Source organism: Candidatus Methylomirabilota bacterium (genome assembly GCA_035260325.1).
In the GTDB taxonomy this organism is placed as follows: Bacteria; Methylomirabilota; Methylomirabilia; order Rokubacteriales; family CSP1-6; genus AR19.
Genome location: DATFVL010000025.1, coordinates 12900 through 27985, shown reverse-complemented (window position 1 = coordinate 27985; position 15086 = coordinate 12900). Strand labels below are relative to the sequence as shown.

Here is a 15086-nt window from a genome sequence, read left to right as displayed (position 1 = left end):
CATGCCCACTGGACAGCTCTTCATCGGCGGCGCCTGGCGCGCGCCCGTCTCCGGCGAGACCTACAAGACGATCAACCCCGCCAACGAGGAGCCGAGCGCCGAGGTCGGCAAGGGCGACGAGCGCGACGTCGACCTCGCCGTCGCCGCCGCGCGCAAGGCGTTCGACGCGGGCCCGTGGCCGCGGCTGACCGCCGCCGAGCGCGGCCGCATCGTCTGGAAGCTCGGCGACCTCATCCAGCAGAACCTCGACGAGATGGCGCGGCTCGAGAGCCTCAACACCGGGAAGACCATGTTCGACTCGGGCAAGGTCGAGATCCCGTTCGCCGCCGAGGTCTTCCGCTACTACGCGGGCTGGGCGACGAAGATCCACGGCGAGACGCTCCAGCTCCGGGACAACGCCTTCACGTTCACGCTCCGCCAGCCGGTCGGCGTCGTCGGCGCGATCGTCCCGTGGAACTTCCCGTTCCTGCTCTCGTCGTGGAAGATTGCACCGGCGCTCGCGGCGGGCAACACGGTGGTGCTGAAGCCCGCGTCGCTCACGCCGCTCACCGCGCTCCGGTTCGCCGAGCTCTGTCAGGAGGCCGGACTGCCCGAGGGCGTGTTCAACGTGGTCACCGGCCCGGGCGGCAAGGTCGGGATGGCGCTCGTGCGCGACCCGCGCGTGGACAAGATCGCGTTCACGGGCTCGACGGAGGTCGGCAAGGCGATCATGCGCGAGGCGGCGGGGACGCTCAAGCGCCTGTCGCTCGAGCTCGGCGGGAAGTCCCCCAACATCGTCTTTGCCGACGCCGACGTGGACGCCGCGGTGAAGGGCGCGATGACGGGCATCTTCTACAACAAGGGCGAGGTGTGCGCCGCGGGCTCGCGCCTCTTCGTGGAGGAGACGATCCACGACGCGGTGGTGGCGCAGCTCACCGAGAAGGTGAAGGGCCTCAAGGTGGGCGACCCGATGGACAAGGCGACGCGCATGGGCCCCGTCGTCTCGAAGCAGCAGATGGAGACGGTGCTGTCGTACATCGAGGCGGGCAAGCGCGAGGGCGCGCGCCTCGTCGCGGGCGGCGGCCGGGCGAACGTCGGCGGCGGCAAGGGCTACTTCGTCGAGCCGACGATCTTCGACGGCGTCACGAACCGGATGAAGATCGCGCGGGAGGAGATCTTCGGCCCCGTCCTCTCGGTGATCCCGTTCAAGTCGCTCGAGGACGGCCTGGCCCAGGGCAACGACACCACGTACGGCCTGGCGGCGGCGGTCTGGACGCGCGACGTCGCGAAGGCGCTCCGCGCCGCCCGCGCGCTCCGCGCCGGCACCGTGTGGGTGAACGCCTACAACCTGTTCGACGCCGCGCTGCCGTTCGGCGGCTTCAAGGAGTCCGGGTTCGGACGGGAGATGGGCTCGGTCGGGCTCGACCACTACACCGAGGTCAAGACCGTCTGGGTCGACCTCGGCTGACCGGCGCCGCCGGTCAGGGGCTCGCCTCCCGGTCGGCGAGCACTGTGCAGCGGGCGTGGAGCCGGAGCGCCGAGGCGGGCACCGTCGGGCCGATCGGCCCCTCGAGGGCCTTCGCGAGAGGCTCGCGCTTGGCGCGGCCGCTCACGAGCACGACGACCTCGCGCGATTTCAGAATCGTGTCGATGCCGAGCGTCACCGCGCGGTCCGAGACGCCGCCCTGGATCACCTCGTCGGTCAGAATGTAGCCCACGGTCTCGGGCAGGAGGCGAACGGGCCGGGTCACCGAGTCGAAGGCGCTCCCGGGCTCGTTCGACGCGATGTGCGCGTTGGGCCCGAGCCCCAGCATGACGAGGTCGAGCCCGCCGGTCCCGGCGATCGCCGCCTCGTACTCGGCGCACATGGCCTCGAGGTCGGGCGCGTCCACCCGGAACGGGTGCCAGCGCGCGGGCGGCACGCCGGCCCACGCGAGGAACTCCTCGCGGACCTGGCGCCAGAAGTAGCCGTCGCTCGGCGCGGGCGGGCAGAGCTCGTCCACGGAGAAGACGCGCATCGCGCCGAAGTCCACGGGCTCGCGCGCCTGCCTCTCGCGCAGGAGCGCGTACATGCGCCGCGGCGTCCGGCCGGCGGGCACCGCCATCGCGAGCCCCGGCCGCGCGGCGACCCGCTCGCGGAAGAGGCGCGCCGCCGCCTCGGCCAGCTCGGCGGCGTCGCGATGGACGACGACCTTCACGTCGTGACGACTTTGTCCGCGGCGGCGACCTTCTCGGCGAAGACCTTGGGCGTGATGAACTGCGCGTTCCTGGGCTTCAGGTCCTGCTCCGTGACCCCACGGGCCATCGAGCAGCGCCCTCAGACGTAGATCGGCACGCGCTGCTCGACCACCTTCTGGAGCATCTCCCGGAGCGGCGGCATGCCGACGGGCAGGATCGCGGTGGCGATCTCCTCCTTCATGACGTAGGAAGCCTCGCCGGCGAGGAAGATCTCGGCCTGGTGGCCGGCCTCGAGGGCTCCGAGCGCGAAGTTGAAGGGCAGGCCGGCGCGGGTCGGATCGTCGCTGCCCGAGGTGCCAACGTAGAGAATCCTGGCCATCTCACCCTCCTTGGGCCGCCGCCTTCGCCGCGGCGAGCGCCGCCTCGTAGTTCGGCTCGGAGGCGATCTCCTTCACGTACTCGACGTGCCGGAGCGTGCCGTCCTTGCCGACGACGAACACGGCGCGCGCGGTGAGGCCGGCGATCGGGCCGTCCTTGATCTCGACGCCGTAGGCCGGCCCGAACACGCGCGCGCGGAAGTCGGAGAGCGTCTTGACGCTCGTGACGCCCGCCGCCCCGCACCAGCGCTTCTGCGCGAACGGCAGGTCGCGGCTGATCGTCCACACCTCCACGCCCTCGCCGAGCTTCGCCGCCTCCTGGTTGAAGCGGCGCGTCTCGGTGTCGCACGTCGGCGTGTCGAGCGACGGCACGGAGCTCAGGATGACCACCTTGCCCTTCGCCTCGGCGAGCCTGACCGGCTTGAGGGCGTTGTCGAGCACGGTGAAGTCGGGGGCGCTCTGGCCGGGCTTGAGCTCGGGCCCGCCGAGCGTCAGGGGGTTGCCGCGGAGCGTGACGGCGCCTTTGCGTTCGTCGGCCATCGGAGGATCCTCCTTGCGTTGCAGATGCGGCGAAGCATAGCGGGATTCTCCGGGAACGCAAGCGCCGTGCGCTACACTACGAGTTCGACGAAAGGAGAGGGGATGCTCGTCCGCCTGCTCGCCGCCGCGCTCGTGCTGCTCGCCTCGGGCGCGCCCGCCGCCGCCCAGCCGAGGGTCGTCATCCTGTCCACGACGACGTCCACCCAGGACTCGGGGCTCCTCGACGTCCTCGTGCCGATGTTCGAGCAGCGGACCGGCTACACGGTGAGGACGATCGCGGTGGGCACGGGCCAGGCGCTCGCCCTCGCCGCGCGCGGCGAGGCCGACGTGACGCTCGCCCACGCGCCGGCGCTGGAGAAGAAGTACGTCGCCGAGGGGAAGCTCCGGAACCGCCGCCTCGTCATGTACAACGATTTCGTCGTGCTCGGCCCCGAGGCCGATCCCGCGCGGGTCCGCGGCGAGCGGAGCGCGGTCGCCGCGCTCCGGCGCGTCGCGGCGGCGGGCGCGCCCTTCGTGTCGCGGGGGGACGGCTCGGGCACCAACATCCTCGAGCTCGCGCTGTGGAAGGAGGCCGGCGTGACGCCGGCCGCGCCGTGGTACATCGAGTCGGGGCAGGGCATGGGGGCGACGCTCGGGATCGCCGACGACCGCCGCGCCTACACGCTCGCCGACCGCGCGACGTTCCTCGCGTTCCGGAAGCGTCTCGCGCTCGCGATCATGGTCGAGGGCGACCGCCCGCTCCTGAATGTGTACTCGGTGCTGGAGGTCGATCCCGCGAACGGCCCGCGCGTGAACGCCGCCGGCGGCAGGGCGTTCGCCGAGTTCATCGTCTCGCCGGCGGTCCAGCGGGTCATCGAGGCGTTCGGCGTGGATACGTATGGCCGGTCGCTGTTCGTCCCGCTGGCCGGCCGCACCGACGCCGACGTGAAGTAGATGGACCTCCTCCTGGACGGCGTCGGGCAGGCGGCCGCGCTGCTCCTCGCGGGGGACGGCGAGGTGTTGGGGATCCTCCGCCTCTCGCTCCTCGTGTCGGGGAGCGCCACGCTCGTCTCGCTTGCCCTCGGGATCCCCGCGGGCACGGCGCTCGCGCTGGCGCGCTTCCCCGGCCGCGGCCTCGTCGTCGCCGCGGTGAACGCGGGCATGGGCCTGCCGCCCGTCGTCGTCGGCCTCTTCGTGACGCTGCTGCTCTGGCGGAGCGGGCCGCTCGGCGGCCTCGAGGTTCTCTACACGCCCGCCGCGATCATCGTCGCGCAGGTGGTGATCGCGGCGCCGATCGTGGCCGGGATGACGCTCGCCGCGGTCCAGCAGGTGCCGCGAGCGTTCCGGCTGCAGCTCCTGGCGCTCGGCGCCTCGCGCGTCCAGATGGTCTGGGTCGTGCTGCGCGAGGCGCGCCTGCCCGTGCTCGCCGCGGTCATGGCGGGCTTCGGCGGCGTGATCTCGGAGATCGGCGCCTCGATGATGGTCGGCGGCAACATCAAGGGGCAGACGCGTACGCTCACGACGGCGATGGTGCTCGAGACCGGCAAGGGGAACTTCGACGTCGCGCTCGCGCTCTCGGTCCTCCTGCTCGTCGTCGTCTTCCTCGTGAACTGGGCGCTGACCGTGATCCAGCAGCGCAGCGCCCCGTAGCGGCGCCGACTGTAGAATGTGGGGCGTGATGCGGCGCCCGCTGCTCCTCGGCGTAGCCCTCGCGTGGCTCGCCCTTTCCCCCGGCTCGAGCGTCGCCGCCGAGCCGCCGTCGCTCACGGTGTTCGCCGCGGCGGACCTTGCGTTCGCGTTCAGGGAGCTGGCGCCGCGCTTCGAGAAGGCGACGGGTGCGCGCGTCACGCTCGTCTTCGGCTCGACGGGGAACTTCGCCTACCAGATCCGCGAGGGCGGACCGGCGGACGTGTTCTTCGCCGCCGACCGGTCGTTCGTGGACGCGCTCGTGGCCGAGGGCGTCCTGCTCGCCGAGACGCGGACGCTCTACGCGCAGGGGCGGATCGTCCTCGTCACCGCGAAGGCGTTCGGGCCGAAGCTCCCGGAGCTCCGGAGCCTCCTCGACGCGCGCGTCCGGCGCGTGGCCATCGCGAACCCGGCGCACGCGCCCTACGGCCGGGCCGCCGAGCAGGCCCTCCGGAAGACGGGGATCTGGGAGGCGGTCCGGCCCAAGCTCGTCTACGGCGAGAACATCCGCCACACGCTCCAGTTCGTCCAGACCGGGGCGGTGGACGCCGGGATCGTCGCCCGGTCCATCGCGGACGTTCCGGAGGTCGACTGGGCGCCGATCGACTCCGCGCTGCACGTGCCGCTCGACCAGGTCGCCGCCGTGGTGCGGCGGAGCCCGCGGCCCGAGCTCGGGCTGGCGTTCATCCAGTTCGTCAACGGGCCGGAGGGCCGCCCGATCATGAAGCGCTACGGGTTCAGGCTGCCCGGGGAGCTCTGACCGCGCATGGACCTCTTCCCCGTGTGGCTCTCCCTCCGCGTCGCCCTGACCGCGACGGCGCTGACGCTGCTGATCGGCATCCCGGTCGCCCTCCTGCTGGCGCGTCGGCGCTTCCCGGGACGCAACGTCCTCGAGGCGGCCGTCGTCCTGCCGCTGGTGCTGCCGCCGACCGTCCTCGGCTACTACCTGCTCCTCGTCATCGGCGGCCGCGGGCCGGTGGGGCAGGCACTCGCCGCGATCGGGCTCGAGCTGGCGTTCACGTGGGGCGCCGCGGTGCTCGCGGCGTGCGTCGGCTCGATCGCGCTCCTGATCAAGTCGGCCCAGGCGGGGTTCGAGACCGTGGACCACCAGCTCGAGCAGGCCGCGCGGACGCTCGGGCGCTCGGAGTGGTCCGTGTTCTGGAGCGTGACCCTGCCGCTCGCCTGGCGTTCCGTGCTGGCCGGCGCCGTGCTGGCCTTCTGCCGGGCCCTCGGCGAGTTCGGGATCACGCTCATGGTCGCGGGCAACATCCCCGGGCGGACCCAGACGCTGCCGCTCGCGATCTACGACCGCGTGCAGGGCGCGCAGCTCCCCGAGGCGAACGCCCTCGCGCTGATCGCCGTCGGCGTCGTCGTGGTGCTGCTCTTCGGCCTGAGCCGGCTGGCTCGGCTCCGGTATTGACCGTGGTCACAGTCGAGATCGTCAAGCGGTATCCCGGATTCACGCTCGACGTGGGCTGGCGCGCGGAGAAATCCGTCGTGGGGCTCTTCGGTCCGTCGGGCGCCGGCAAGACGCTGACGCTCCAATGCCTCGCGGGGCTCGTCCGGCCCGACGCCGGCCGCATCGTCGTGGACGACCGCGTCTTCTTCGACGGGGCGTCGGGCGTGGACCTGCCGCCGCAGCGGCGGCGGATCGGCTACGTCTTCCAGGGCTACGCCCTCTTCCCGCACCTCACCGTCGCCGCGAACGTCGCCTTCGGCCTGCGCGGCCGGCCGCACGGCGAGCGACGGCGCCGGAGCGCCGAGGTGATCGAGCGCCTCGGCCTCGGCGGGCTCGAGGCGCGCTACCCGTCGGAGCTCTCCGGCGGCCAGCGTCAGCGCGTCGCGCTCGGGCGGGCGCTCGCGATCGATCCCGCGCTCCTCCTGCTCGACGAGCCGCTCTCCGCGCTCGACGCCCCGCTCCGGCGCGCGCTGCGCGACGAGCTGCGCGAGGTCCTCGCCGCCTGGGGCACGGCCGCGGTCGTCGTGACGCACGACTTCACCGAGGCGTACCGGCTCGCCGACCGCATCGTCGTCTACGAGGGCGGACGCGTGATCCAGTCGGCGCCGCGCGCGGAGCTCCTCTGGCAGCCCGCGTCGGCGGCGGTCGCGGGGATCATGGGCCTCCGGAACGTGCTCCACGGCACCGTCGTGAAGGCGACGCCCGAGCGCATCCAGCTCCGCTGGCGCGGCCAGACGCTCGAGGCCGTGAACTCGCCGACGCGCTCCTACCTGCCGCCCCCCGACAGCCCCATCGCGTTCTTCATCCGTCCCGAGTACGTGCGGCTCATCCGCAAGGACCGCGGCGCGCCCGACCCCCAGCACCACATGAACCTCATGGCCGGCCGCATCGTGGGCGAGGCCGACTTCGGCACGGTGTGGTCGCTGCGCCTCCGCCTCGAGGCGCCCGGCGCGCCGGCGCAGGGCGACTTCGACCTCGAGGTCGAGGTGCCGCACCTCGTCTACGAGATCCTCGAGATCGAGCGCGACCGCCGGTGGCAGTTCTCGATCCACCGCGGCTCGATCCACGTGCTCCCTGCCTGATGGCGCCCGCCGTCCTCGAGCTCGCGGGCGTCCGGGTGAGCTACGCGGGGACGGACGCGCTCGACGTGCCGGCGCTCGAGGTGCGCGAGGGCGAGGTCCTCGCGGTCATCGGCCCGAACGGGAGCGGGAAGTCCACGCTGCTGCGCGTGCTCGGGCTCCTCGAGCGGCCGGCGCTCGGCTCGGTGAGCTTCCGCGGCCGCGCCGTGGACGCCGGGCGGGCGCTCGCCGAGCGCCGGCGGATCGCGATGGTCTTCCAGCAGCCCCTCCTCGCCGACATGACCGTGGGCGACAACGTCACCCTCGGGCTCTCGTTCCGCGGCGTCGCGGCGGACGAGTGCGAGACGCGCGTCCGCCGCTGGCTCGAGCGGCTCAACGTCGCGCCGCTCCGCGACCAGCGCGCCCGCACGCTCTCGGGCGGCCAGGCGCAGCGCGTCGCGCTCGCGCGCGCGCTCGTGCTCGAGCCCGACGTGCTGCTCCTCGACGAGCCGTTCGCCGGGCTCGACGAGCCCACGCGCGCGGCCCTCCTGCCCGACCTCGCCGGGATCCTGCGCGCCGACCGGGTGACGACCGTCGTGGTGTCGCACGACCGGAGCGAGGCGCTCGCGCTCGCCGACCGGGTCGCGGTCCTCATGGGCGGCCGCATCCTGCAGCTCGACGAGACGGCGCGCGTCTTCCACGCGCCCGCGTCCGAGGAGATCGCGCGCTTCGTGGGCGTCGAGACGATCGTGACGGGGCGGGTCCTCGGCCGCGAGGGTGGCGTGACCCTCGTGGACGTGGCGGGCCGGAAGCTCGAGGTCGCGGCCGTGGGGGAGGCCGGAGAGCTGGTGAGGCTCGGGATCCGGCCCGAGGACGTCACGCTGGCGCTCGCGACAGAGACGGTCCCGCTGTCGAGCGCCCGCAACCGGCTCGGCGGCACGATCTCGCGCGTCGTCCCGACGACGCCGGGCACGCGCGTCGTCGTGGACGTCGGCTTCCCCCTCGTCGCGACGGTCACGGCGCGCTCCGTCGCCGACCTCGGCCTGGCCGAGGGCGTCGCGGTCACCGCGGTCTTCAAGGCGAGCGCGGCGCACCTCATCGGCTCGCGCCGCAAGCTTGACACTCGGAGCCTCCCGGAGCTATAACGAGGCCGGCAACCACCGTGACCGGCCAACCCTCCACCGAAGGAGGCCCCGCATGGACCAGGAGACCCTCATCGAGCGACTGATGGCCGAGAACGAGGAGTTCCGGCGCCTCCGCACCGAACACGGGGCCCACGACCAGGAACTCGAGGCGCTCAAGCGAAGCTCCCCGCTCTCGGCGGACCAGCAGTGGCGGATGAGCGAGCTGAAGAAGTTGAAGCTGATCGCCAAGGACCGCATGGAGGCCATCCTCAAGCACGCCCGCTCCGGCGTCACGGCCTGAAGAAAGCTCGCGCGGGCGCGTTTCGCGGCCTCTCCCACCTCTCGGCGGAGGGCGCCGCCCGGATGGTCGACGTCTCCGGGAAGCGCGAGACCGCCCGCGAAGCTGTCGCCCGGGCGGTGGTGCGGATGACGCCCGCGACCCTCCGGGTGATCCGGCGCGGCAACGCCCCCAAGGGCGACGTCCTCGCCGTCGCGCGCCTCGCCGGGATCATGGCCGCCAAGCGCACCCCGCAGCTCATCCCGCTCTGCCACCCCCTGCGGATCACCGGTGTCGAGGTCACGTTCGAGGACGACCTCAAGCGCGGCGAGCTCACGGTGCTGGCCCGCGTGCGGACGGTGGACAAGACGGGCGTGGAGATGGAAGCGCTCACCGCCGCCGCGGTCGCGGCGCTCGCGGTCTACGACATGATCAAGGCAGTGGAGCGCGGCGTGACGATCGCGAGGATCCAGCTCGTCGAGAAGTCCGGTGGCAAGTCCGGCCCCTGGAAGCGTACGTGAAGACGGCGCTCGTCCACTCCGACGCGTGGGTCCGCTTCGACTACGGACCGCATCACCCGCTCCGGATGGAGCGTCTCGGGCTCACCTGGCGCCTCATGGAGGCGTACGGCCTCACGAAGCTCCCGGACGCCGCGGTCCACGCGGGCGCGCCCGCGGACGAGAGCGCGCTCGCGCGCTGGCACACGCGCGAGTACCTGGAGGTGCTGAAGACCGCCAACACCGGCGCGCCGCCCGCGCACGCCGCGCGCTACGGCCTCGGCCCCGGCGACAACCCGGTCTTCCCCGGCCTCTGGGACGCGGCGCGCCTCTGCGCGGGCGGCTCGCTCTTCGCGGCCGAGCTGGTCGCGAGCGGCGCGGCGACGCGGGCCTTTCACTTCGCCGGCGGCCTCCACCATGCGCTGCCGGCGCGCGCCTCCGGGTTCTGCTACGTCAACGACGCCGTCCTCGCCATCCTCCACCTGAAAGCGCGCGGGCTCCGCGTCGCCTACGTGGACATCGACGCCCACCACGGCGACGGCGTCCAGTACGCGTTCTACGGCGACCCGCGCGTGCTCACGATCTCGACCCACGAGTCCGGCGACTACCTCTTCCCGGGGACGGGCTTCGTCGAGGAGGCGGGCGAAGGCCCGGGGCTCGGCTACTCGGTGAACCTCCCGCTCGAGCCCTATACCGACTCGTCCGTCTACCTGCCGGCCTTCGAGCAGGTCGTCCCGCCGCTCCTCGGCGCGTTCCGCCCCGACGTCGTCGTCGCCCAGCTCGGGATCGACTCGCACCGCACCGACCCGCTGACCCACTTAGCACTCGACGTGCAGGGCTTCGCGCGCGCCGTGGCGCGCATCGCCGAGCTGGCGCCCCGGCTCCTCTGCCTGGGCGGCGGCGGCTACGACCTGCCGAACGTCGCGCGCGCCTGGACCGCGGCGTGGGCGGTCCTGAACGGCGTCGAGCTGCCGGCCGAGCTGCCGGCGTCGTTCGGCCCGGACCTCGAGCGCTACGCGTTCGCGGCGCCGACGCTGTGGGACCCGCCCGATCCGCTCCCCGAGCCTAAGCGCCGGCGCGCGGAGGAGGTCGCGGCGCGGCAGGTCGAGGCGATCCGCCGCATCATCTTCCCGGTCCACCGCCTGTAGACGGCGGCCCTCACGCGCACCACTCGCGCGGACCGTCGTCCGTGTAACCGCACTGCTCGCAGGGACTGAAGTAGTGGGTGGCCGGGGGCATGGCCACCGCGAGGCGCAGCGAGAGCTCCTGGCCCACGTTCCTGATGTGATGGACCGTTCCCCGGGGCACCCACACGATGTCGTCCTTCGCCGCCTTCACGACGATCCCGCCGGTCAGCTCCCACTCGAGGCGCCCGGCGAGGACGACCCACCACTCGTCGAAGTCCCGGTGCCAGTGGGGGCGATTGCCGCCGCCCGGCGGGCTGGCGATCAGCGTCACCAGCTGGCGCTCGTCGGCGATGAGGCGCTTGGACCAGGGCGGCGGGCCCATCCGCCCCACGACGTCGGCGATGCGCGTGTGGAGGACGTTGGGCCACGCGGCGTTCGCCGCCGTCGGCGGCACGGGTCCGGGCGCCGACATGCTGGGCTCCTTCAGGGTCTGACGCCCTCCTCCAGGAGGAGCGTCTCGATGTCGTTCAGCACGGTCCGCGGGTGGAGGAAGGTGGACGTGTAGATCTCGCGGACGAAGCCCGCGCCGTCGATCAGGAACACCTTCAGCACGTGCGAGAGCTCCCGCCGCGGTGTCCCGTTCGACCGGTCGAGCGTCACGTGGACGTCCTGGCCGAAGCCTTCGACCAGCGGCATCAGCTCCTGTGCCGAGCGGGTCGTGAGAAAGTACCAGCGCACTCCGTCGCCCTCGTCGCTCACGCGGCTCCCGCCGTACCGCCGCATCACCTCCGGCGTGTCGCGCGCCGGATCGAACGACAGCGTCACGAACCGCACCCGGTCGCGCAGGGCGGGCGTCGCCACGATCGCCTGCTTGAGCGCGTCGAACACGCGGTACGCCAGGGGACAGCCGCCCGGATCGACGCACGTGCTGTAGATGAATCCGAGCAGCGTGATGCGGTCGCGCGTGAACCGGGAGAGCCGCTGCGCACGGCCGTCGATGCCCAGGACCGCGCCGTCGGGCGCCGCCATGATGCGGTGCAACGTGTAGCTGCCCGGAGGCGGCGGCTCGAAGTCGAGGGCGGGCAGGGGCTCGGCCTCGTGCGCGCCCGCCGCGGGGGCGCAGGCGAGCCAGCCGAGCAGCGCGAGCCCGGCCGCCACGGGCCGCGTGGCGCGCGCGCCGCCGACCCTCACGGGCCCCGCCTCAGCGCGGCGTCACGCGCGCGAGCGCCGCGGGCCGGCCGCGGCGCTGCGCAGCGCCTTCGACCCGAGCTTCATGTGGTGGGCGCGGCCGAGCTTCTCCTTCGTGAAGTCGAGCTCGAAAACCTGCCTGAGCTCCTTGCCGTTCCAGGTGAAGCCGCGCAGGAATTGCTCGTTGTCGGCGCCGAGCTTGTCCCAGTTGGCGAGCAGCGACGAGGTGACGTAGACGCGCCTGCCGTCCCAGCTCTGCGAGATCATGTTGACCTGCCTGCCGGTGACCTTCGCGTAGGTCTGCTTCGGCGCCTCCGGATTGCGCAGATCGAAATAGCGCGTCGTGCCGTCCATGAACGTGTTGACCCAGAGCCCCTTGCCGTCGCGCGTGATGCTGGTGTCGACCGGCAGCGGGACCTTGGCGGGGTCGCCGATGGTCGCCACGTCCTTCGCCTGCCACCCGCCCTTGCCGTCCTGCTTCACGAGCCAGATCTTGGACGTGAGCGCTGTCGCGACCACGGCCCAGTCGTCCCCGGGGTTGAGCGACCAGCGGATCTCCAGCGGCGCGCCGGGCACGCTCAGCACCTTGCGCGGCTTCATGGCCTTGAGGTCCCAGACCACCATGGTGTTGCCGAAGCGCTTCATCGCCTCCGGATCCTTCACGAGCTCCCAGAGCGAGCGCATGTAGTTCGTGTAACCGGTGAAGCTCGAGGTGAGCATGACGTTCTTCTTCGGGTTGACCTGGAGGTCGTAGCCGTACCCGTCGCCGCCGCCGTCGGTCGGCATCGCGTAGGAAGCGACGAACTCGCCCCGGTTGTTGTAGAGCGCCATGCCGGTGACGCCGCTCTTGTCCTTGGTGTTCGAGAGCGCCTGCACCAGCATCCGGCCGGGGAGTGCATAGTAGGTGTGCGGGCCAAGGTAACCGGTCTTGTCGGCCATGTCGGCGATGGTCCGCACGAGCTTCGGCTTCGCCGGATCGGTGGCGATGTCGAACACGTAGATCTTGGCCTCCGCGAGCCCCCCGGCCCAGATGAAGCGCCGGTCGTCGGTGAAGCCCATGTGGTGCGCCTCGCCGCGGGAGCCGACCGAGACCGAGGCGATCACCTTCCCGTAGCCCTTCGACTTCGGGTGCGCGTCCACGGTCACGAGCTTGTCCGAGCCGTCCCCGAGCCCCTCGACGCCCAGGGTCCAGACGTAGACGTAGTCCTCCTGACCCTTGATGAGCTTGGCGATGTACGGCGAGTTGCAGGTCTCGTCGGCGCGCGCCGGGCCGGCGCCGACCCCGCAGGCGAGGGCGACCCACGCGACCGCCAGAACGCTGAAGCGCAGCACGCGATGAGGATCCATGGGCGTCTCCTTTGCTCGGGATGAGCTATCGCGGGATCTTACTACCCCGTCGTGCTGGCGGTCGGGCCCGTGCTCGTCTTCGCGCTTCAGAGCGAGCAATCTGCGCGGTGGCCGCGAGTGAGGGCTGCTAGGCGCTGGACCCGGTCGTCCCGACCCAGCCCGTCTCCGAGACATCGACCGTGACTCCGTCGGGGCCGCTGTACTTCACCTCGACGTTCGCGTAGCGGTGGTGGCCCTGACCCACTCCGAGGGCCTGGTTGATGTCGTCGCGGGGCTTCGAGCCCGCGGCGGCCAGCCGCTCGGTGATCGCCTCCAGGCCCTCGACCTGGAAGCCGATGTGGTGGATGCCGCTCCAGTCCTTGCCGCGCTCGGCCCCGGCCGACGCGTCGTTCTTGAAGTTGAGGATCGCCAGGTTGATGTCGCCGTCGCTCAGGTAGTAGCCCCTGGCGCTCGGGCTGTCGATTTTGCCGATCTCCTTCATGCCGAACACGTCGATGTAGAACCGGGCGGTCTTGTCCACGTCCTGGGTCGAGAGGGCGATGTGCTTGATCTTGGGCATGGCCGTTTCTCCTCTGCCGGGGGCTCGCGCGGCGCCGCCCGTGCCTGTCTGGGAAAGGTACGACAGGAACGCTCAAAAGGCCAGCGTGTCGCGCGCGGCGATTGACAACCCCGCCGGGTCGCCGATAATCGCCTCACTCCGGGAGGTGACCATCGTGAAGCGACCGGTGCCGGTCGAACGAACGCGGTCTCGTGCGGTCCTCGTCGCCCTCCTCGCCTGCGCCGTCCTGCTCGCGCCGGGGCGCTCGGGCGCCGCGCCCGAGGGGCAGCTCACGTGGGGCGTCCACATCACGCTCGCGCCCACCTGGTTCGATCCCGCCGAGTCTCCGGGGATGATCACGCCGTACATGGTGTTCTACGCGCTGCACGACGCGCTGGTGAAGGCCATGCCCGGCAACTCGATGGCGCCGAGCCTCGCCGCGTCGTGGAGCGTCTCGCCCGATGGGCTCGTCTACGAGTTCGTGCTCCGCAAGGGCGTCAGGTTCCACAACGGCGACCCCGTCACCGCCGAGGACGTCAAGTTCTCGTTCGAGCGCTACCGGGGCGCCGCCGGCAAGACCCTCCACGAGATGGTCGCGGCGGTCGAGACGCCGGACCCTGCCCGCGTCCGCATCCGCCTGAAGCGCCCGTGGCCCGACTTCATGACCTTCTACTCGAGCGCCACGAGCGCCGGCTGGATCGTGCCCAAGAAATACGTCGAGAAGGTCGGCGACGAGGGCTACAAGAAGGCCCCGATCGGCGCCGGCCCCTACAAGTTCGTCTCGTCCACCCCCGGCGTGGAGCTCGTCCTGGAGGCCTTCGAGCAGTACTGGCGCAAGCCGCCGAGCGTCCGGCGTCTGGTCTTCAAGGTGATCCCGGACGAGGCGACACGGCTCGCGGCGCTCAAGCGTGGCGAGGTGGACATCGTCTACTCGATCCGCGGTGAGCTGGCCGAAGAGGTCCTGCGCACGCCCGGCCTCGCGCTGAAGCCGACGGTCATCCAGGCCGCGCAGTGGGTCAACATGCTCGACCAGTGGGACCCGAAGTCGCCCTGGCACGACCGCCGCGTGCGCCTGGCCGCGAACTACGCCGTCGACCGGAAGGCCATCAACCAGGCCATCACGCTCGGTCACTCGAAGCTCACGGGGAGCATCATCCCGAGCACGTTCGATTTCTATTGGCAGCCGCCCGCGTACCCGTACGATCCCGCCCGGGCCCGCCAGCTCCTGGCCGAGGCCGGCTATCCGAACGGCTTCGACGCCGGCGAGTACTTCTGCGACATCTCGTACGCCAACGTGCAGGAGGCAATCCTGAACCACTTCCAGGCGGTCGGGATCCGCGCGAAGCTGCGGCCGCTCGAGCGCGCGGCCCACTTCAAGACCTGGTCGGAGAAGAAGTACAAGAACCTCGCCTACGGCGCGAGCGGCGCCTTCGGCAACGCCGCGACCCGGATCGAGGCCTTCGTGGCCGCGGGCGGTACCTACGTCTACGGGAGCTATCCCGATATCGACGGGTTGTTCCGCGAGCAGGCGGGCGAGCTCGACGCGAAGAGGCGCGAGGCCATCCTGCACCGGATCCAGCAGCTCATCCACGAGAAGGCGATGTTCGTCCCGATCTGGCAGCTCGCGTTCGTGAACGGCGTGGGCCCGCGCGTCGAGGAGTCGGGGCTCGGGCTCATCGCCGGCCACGCGTACTCGGCGCCGTACGAGGACCTGCGGCTCAAGCTCAGGTAA

General features: G+C 71.8%; 18 protein-coding genes. 11 read left to right on the top strand and 7 right to left on the bottom strand.

Annotated features, from left to right (window positions below; all coding sequences use genetic code 11):
* Position 1 precedes the first annotated feature (1 nt).
* Complete coding sequence (locus VKG64_01770; protein ID HKB23754.1) at positions 2-1447, top strand: aldehyde dehydrogenase family protein; 1446 nt, start codon at positions 2-4, stop codon at positions 1445-1447.
* 13 nt (positions 1448-1460) lie between these two features.
* Here the strand turns inward: VKG64_01770 and VKG64_01765 are convergent, their stop codons facing one another.
* The 3 genes from VKG64_01765 to tpx all read right to left on the bottom strand — a co-directional run bounded on the left by VKG64_01765 (position 1461) and on the right by tpx (position 3074).
* The gene (locus VKG64_01765) at positions 1461-2177 is read right to left on the bottom strand and encodes a 6-phosphogluconolactonase (protein ID HKB23753.1); all 717 of its coding nucleotides are present in this window, start codon (positions 2175-2177) and stop codon (positions 1461-1463) included.
* A gap of 119 nt (positions 2178-2296) precedes the next feature.
* Positions 2297-2536 (bottom strand): DsrE family protein, encoded by a 240-nt coding sequence (locus VKG64_01760; protein ID HKB23752.1) that lies wholly within the window; start codon positions 2534-2536, stop codon positions 2297-2299.
* Between the two features lies 1 nt (position 2537).
* A complete protein-coding gene (gene tpx / locus VKG64_01755) occupies positions 2538-3074 on the bottom strand; it encodes a thiol peroxidase (GenBank protein ID HKB23751.1) in 537 nt (178 codons plus the stop codon).
* A 102-nt stretch (positions 3075-3176) separates the two neighbouring features.
* On the opposite strand from tpx, the gene VKG64_01750 reads away from it, so the two are divergent.
* Genes VKG64_01750 through VKG64_01710 form a run of 9 tightly spaced genes read left to right on the top strand, consistent with a single transcriptional unit; the run spans position 3177 to position 10302 of the window.
* Positions 3177-4007 (top strand): substrate-binding domain-containing protein, encoded by an 831-nt coding sequence (locus tag VKG64_01750; GenBank protein HKB23750.1) that lies wholly within the window; start codon positions 3177-3179, stop codon positions 4005-4007.
* Entirely contained in the window at positions 4008-4703 is a 696-nt protein-coding gene (locus VKG64_01745) for an ABC transporter permease (protein ID HKB23749.1), read from the top strand. It abuts the gene before it with no gap.
* Positions 4704-4731: 28 nt separating this feature from the next.
* Positions 4732-5499: a molybdate ABC transporter substrate-binding protein gene (modA, locus tag VKG64_01740; GenBank protein ID HKB23748.1), complete on the top strand. Its 768-nt coding sequence runs from the start codon at positions 4732-4734 to the stop codon at positions 5497-5499.
* 6 nt (positions 5500-5505) lie between these two features.
* Complete coding sequence (gene modB / locus VKG64_01735; protein HKB23747.1) at positions 5506-6159, top strand: molybdate ABC transporter permease subunit; 654 nt, start codon at positions 5506-5508, stop codon at positions 6157-6159.
* A 2-nt stretch (positions 6160-6161) separates the two neighbouring features.
* On the top strand, positions 6162-7280 hold the full coding sequence (locus VKG64_01730; GenBank protein ID HKB23746.1) for an ATP-binding cassette domain-containing protein: 1119 nt from the start codon (positions 6162-6164) through the stop codon (positions 7278-7280).
* A complete protein-coding gene (locus VKG64_01725; GenBank protein ID HKB23745.1) occupies positions 7280-8401 on the top strand; it encodes an ABC transporter ATP-binding protein in 1122 nt (373 codons plus the stop codon). The genes VKG64_01730 and VKG64_01725 overlap by 1 nt, the downstream gene beginning before the upstream one ends.
* 52 nt (positions 8402-8453) lie before the next feature.
* The gene (locus tag VKG64_01720) at positions 8454-8681 is read left to right on the top strand and encodes a YdcH family protein (GenBank protein HKB23744.1); all 228 of its coding nucleotides are present in this window, start codon (positions 8454-8456) and stop codon (positions 8679-8681) included.
* Positions 8678-9178 carry a cyclic pyranopterin monophosphate synthase MoaC gene (gene moaC, locus VKG64_01715; protein ID HKB23743.1) on the top strand — a complete coding sequence of 167 codons (501 nt, stop codon included), beginning with the start codon at positions 8678-8680 and terminating at the stop codon, positions 9176-9178. The genes VKG64_01720 and moaC overlap by 4 nt, the downstream gene beginning before the upstream one ends.
* Entirely contained in the window at positions 9175-10302 is a 1128-nt protein-coding gene (locus VKG64_01710) for an acetoin utilization protein AcuC (GenBank protein ID HKB23742.1), read from the top strand. Before moaC ends, VKG64_01710 begins: the two co-directional genes overlap by 4 nt.
* Before the next feature lie 10 nt (positions 10303-10312).
* Here the strand turns inward: VKG64_01710 and VKG64_01705 are convergent, their stop codons facing one another.
* The 4 genes from VKG64_01705 to VKG64_01690 form a co-directional block, all read right to left on the bottom strand.
* Positions 10313-10753 (bottom strand): cupin domain-containing protein, encoded by a 441-nt coding sequence (locus VKG64_01705; GenBank protein ID HKB23741.1) that lies wholly within the window; start codon positions 10751-10753, stop codon positions 10313-10315.
* An 11-nt stretch (positions 10754-10764) separates the two neighbouring features.
* Positions 10765-11472, bottom strand: coding sequence for an SCO family protein (locus tag VKG64_01700; protein ID HKB23740.1), 708 nt, complete (start codon positions 11470-11472; stop codon positions 10765-10767).
* A 21-nt stretch (positions 11473-11493) separates the two neighbouring features.
* Positions 11494-12816 (bottom strand): selenium-binding protein SBP56-related protein, encoded by a 1323-nt coding sequence (locus VKG64_01695; GenBank protein ID HKB23739.1) that lies wholly within the window; start codon positions 12814-12816, stop codon positions 11494-11496.
* A 127-nt stretch (positions 12817-12943) separates the two neighbouring features.
* The gene (locus tag VKG64_01690; GenBank protein ID HKB23738.1) at positions 12944-13375 is read right to left on the bottom strand and encodes a VOC family protein; all 432 of its coding nucleotides are present in this window, start codon (positions 13373-13375) and stop codon (positions 12944-12946) included.
* 154 nt (positions 13376-13529) lie between these two features.
* Here VKG64_01690 and VKG64_01685 point away from each other — a divergent pair, with 154 nt between their 5' ends.
* Complete coding sequence (locus VKG64_01685; GenBank protein HKB23737.1) at positions 13530-15086, top strand: ABC transporter substrate-binding protein; 1557 nt, start codon at positions 13530-13532, stop codon at positions 15084-15086.

What these genes read in the sequence shown, in the direction of transcription:
- VKG64_01760 (HKB23752.1), bottom strand. Translation starts at nt 2,536, where the DNA reads ATGGCCAGGATTCTCTACGTTGGCACCTCGGGCAGCGACGATCCGACC.
- modA (HKB23748.1), top strand. Translation starts at nt 4,732, where the DNA reads ATGCGGCGCCCGCTGCTCCTCGGCGTAGCCCTCGCGTGGCTCGCCCTT.
- modB (HKB23747.1), top strand. Translation starts at nt 5,506, where the DNA reads ATGGACCTCTTCCCCGTGTGGCTCTCCCTCCGCGTCGCCCTGACCGCG.
- VKG64_01705 (HKB23741.1), bottom strand. Translation starts at nt 10,753, where the DNA reads ATGTCGGCGCCCGGACCCGTGCCGCCGACGGCGGCGAACGCCGCGTGG.
- VKG64_01745 (HKB23749.1), top strand. Translation starts at nt 4,008, where the DNA reads ATGGACCTCCTCCTGGACGGCGTCGGGCAGGCGGCCGCGCTGCTCCTC.
- VKG64_01720 (HKB23744.1), top strand. Translation starts at nt 8,454, where the DNA reads ATGGACCAGGAGACCCTCATCGAGCGACTGATGGCCGAGAACGAGGAG.
- VKG64_01750 (HKB23750.1), top strand. Translation starts at nt 3,177, where the DNA reads ATGCTCGTCCGCCTGCTCGCCGCCGCGCTCGTGCTGCTCGCCTCGGGC.
- VKG64_01695 (HKB23739.1), bottom strand. Translation starts at nt 12,816, where the DNA reads ATGGATCCTCATCGCGTGCTGCGCTTCAGCGTTCTGGCGGTCGCGTGG.
- VKG64_01690 (HKB23738.1), bottom strand. Translation starts at nt 13,375, where the DNA reads ATGCCCAAGATCAAGCACATCGCCCTCTCGACCCAGGACGTGGACAAG.
- VKG64_01725 (HKB23745.1), top strand. Translation starts at nt 7,280, where the DNA reads ATGGCGCCCGCCGTCCTCGAGCTCGCGGGCGTCCGGGTGAGCTACGCG.
- tpx (HKB23751.1), bottom strand. Translation starts at nt 3,074, where the DNA reads ATGGCCGACGAACGCAAAGGCGCCGTCACGCTCCGCGGCAACCCCCTG.
- VKG64_01770 (HKB23754.1), top strand. Translation starts at nt 2, where the DNA reads ATGCCCACTGGACAGCTCTTCATCGGCGGCGCCTGGCGCGCGCCCGTC.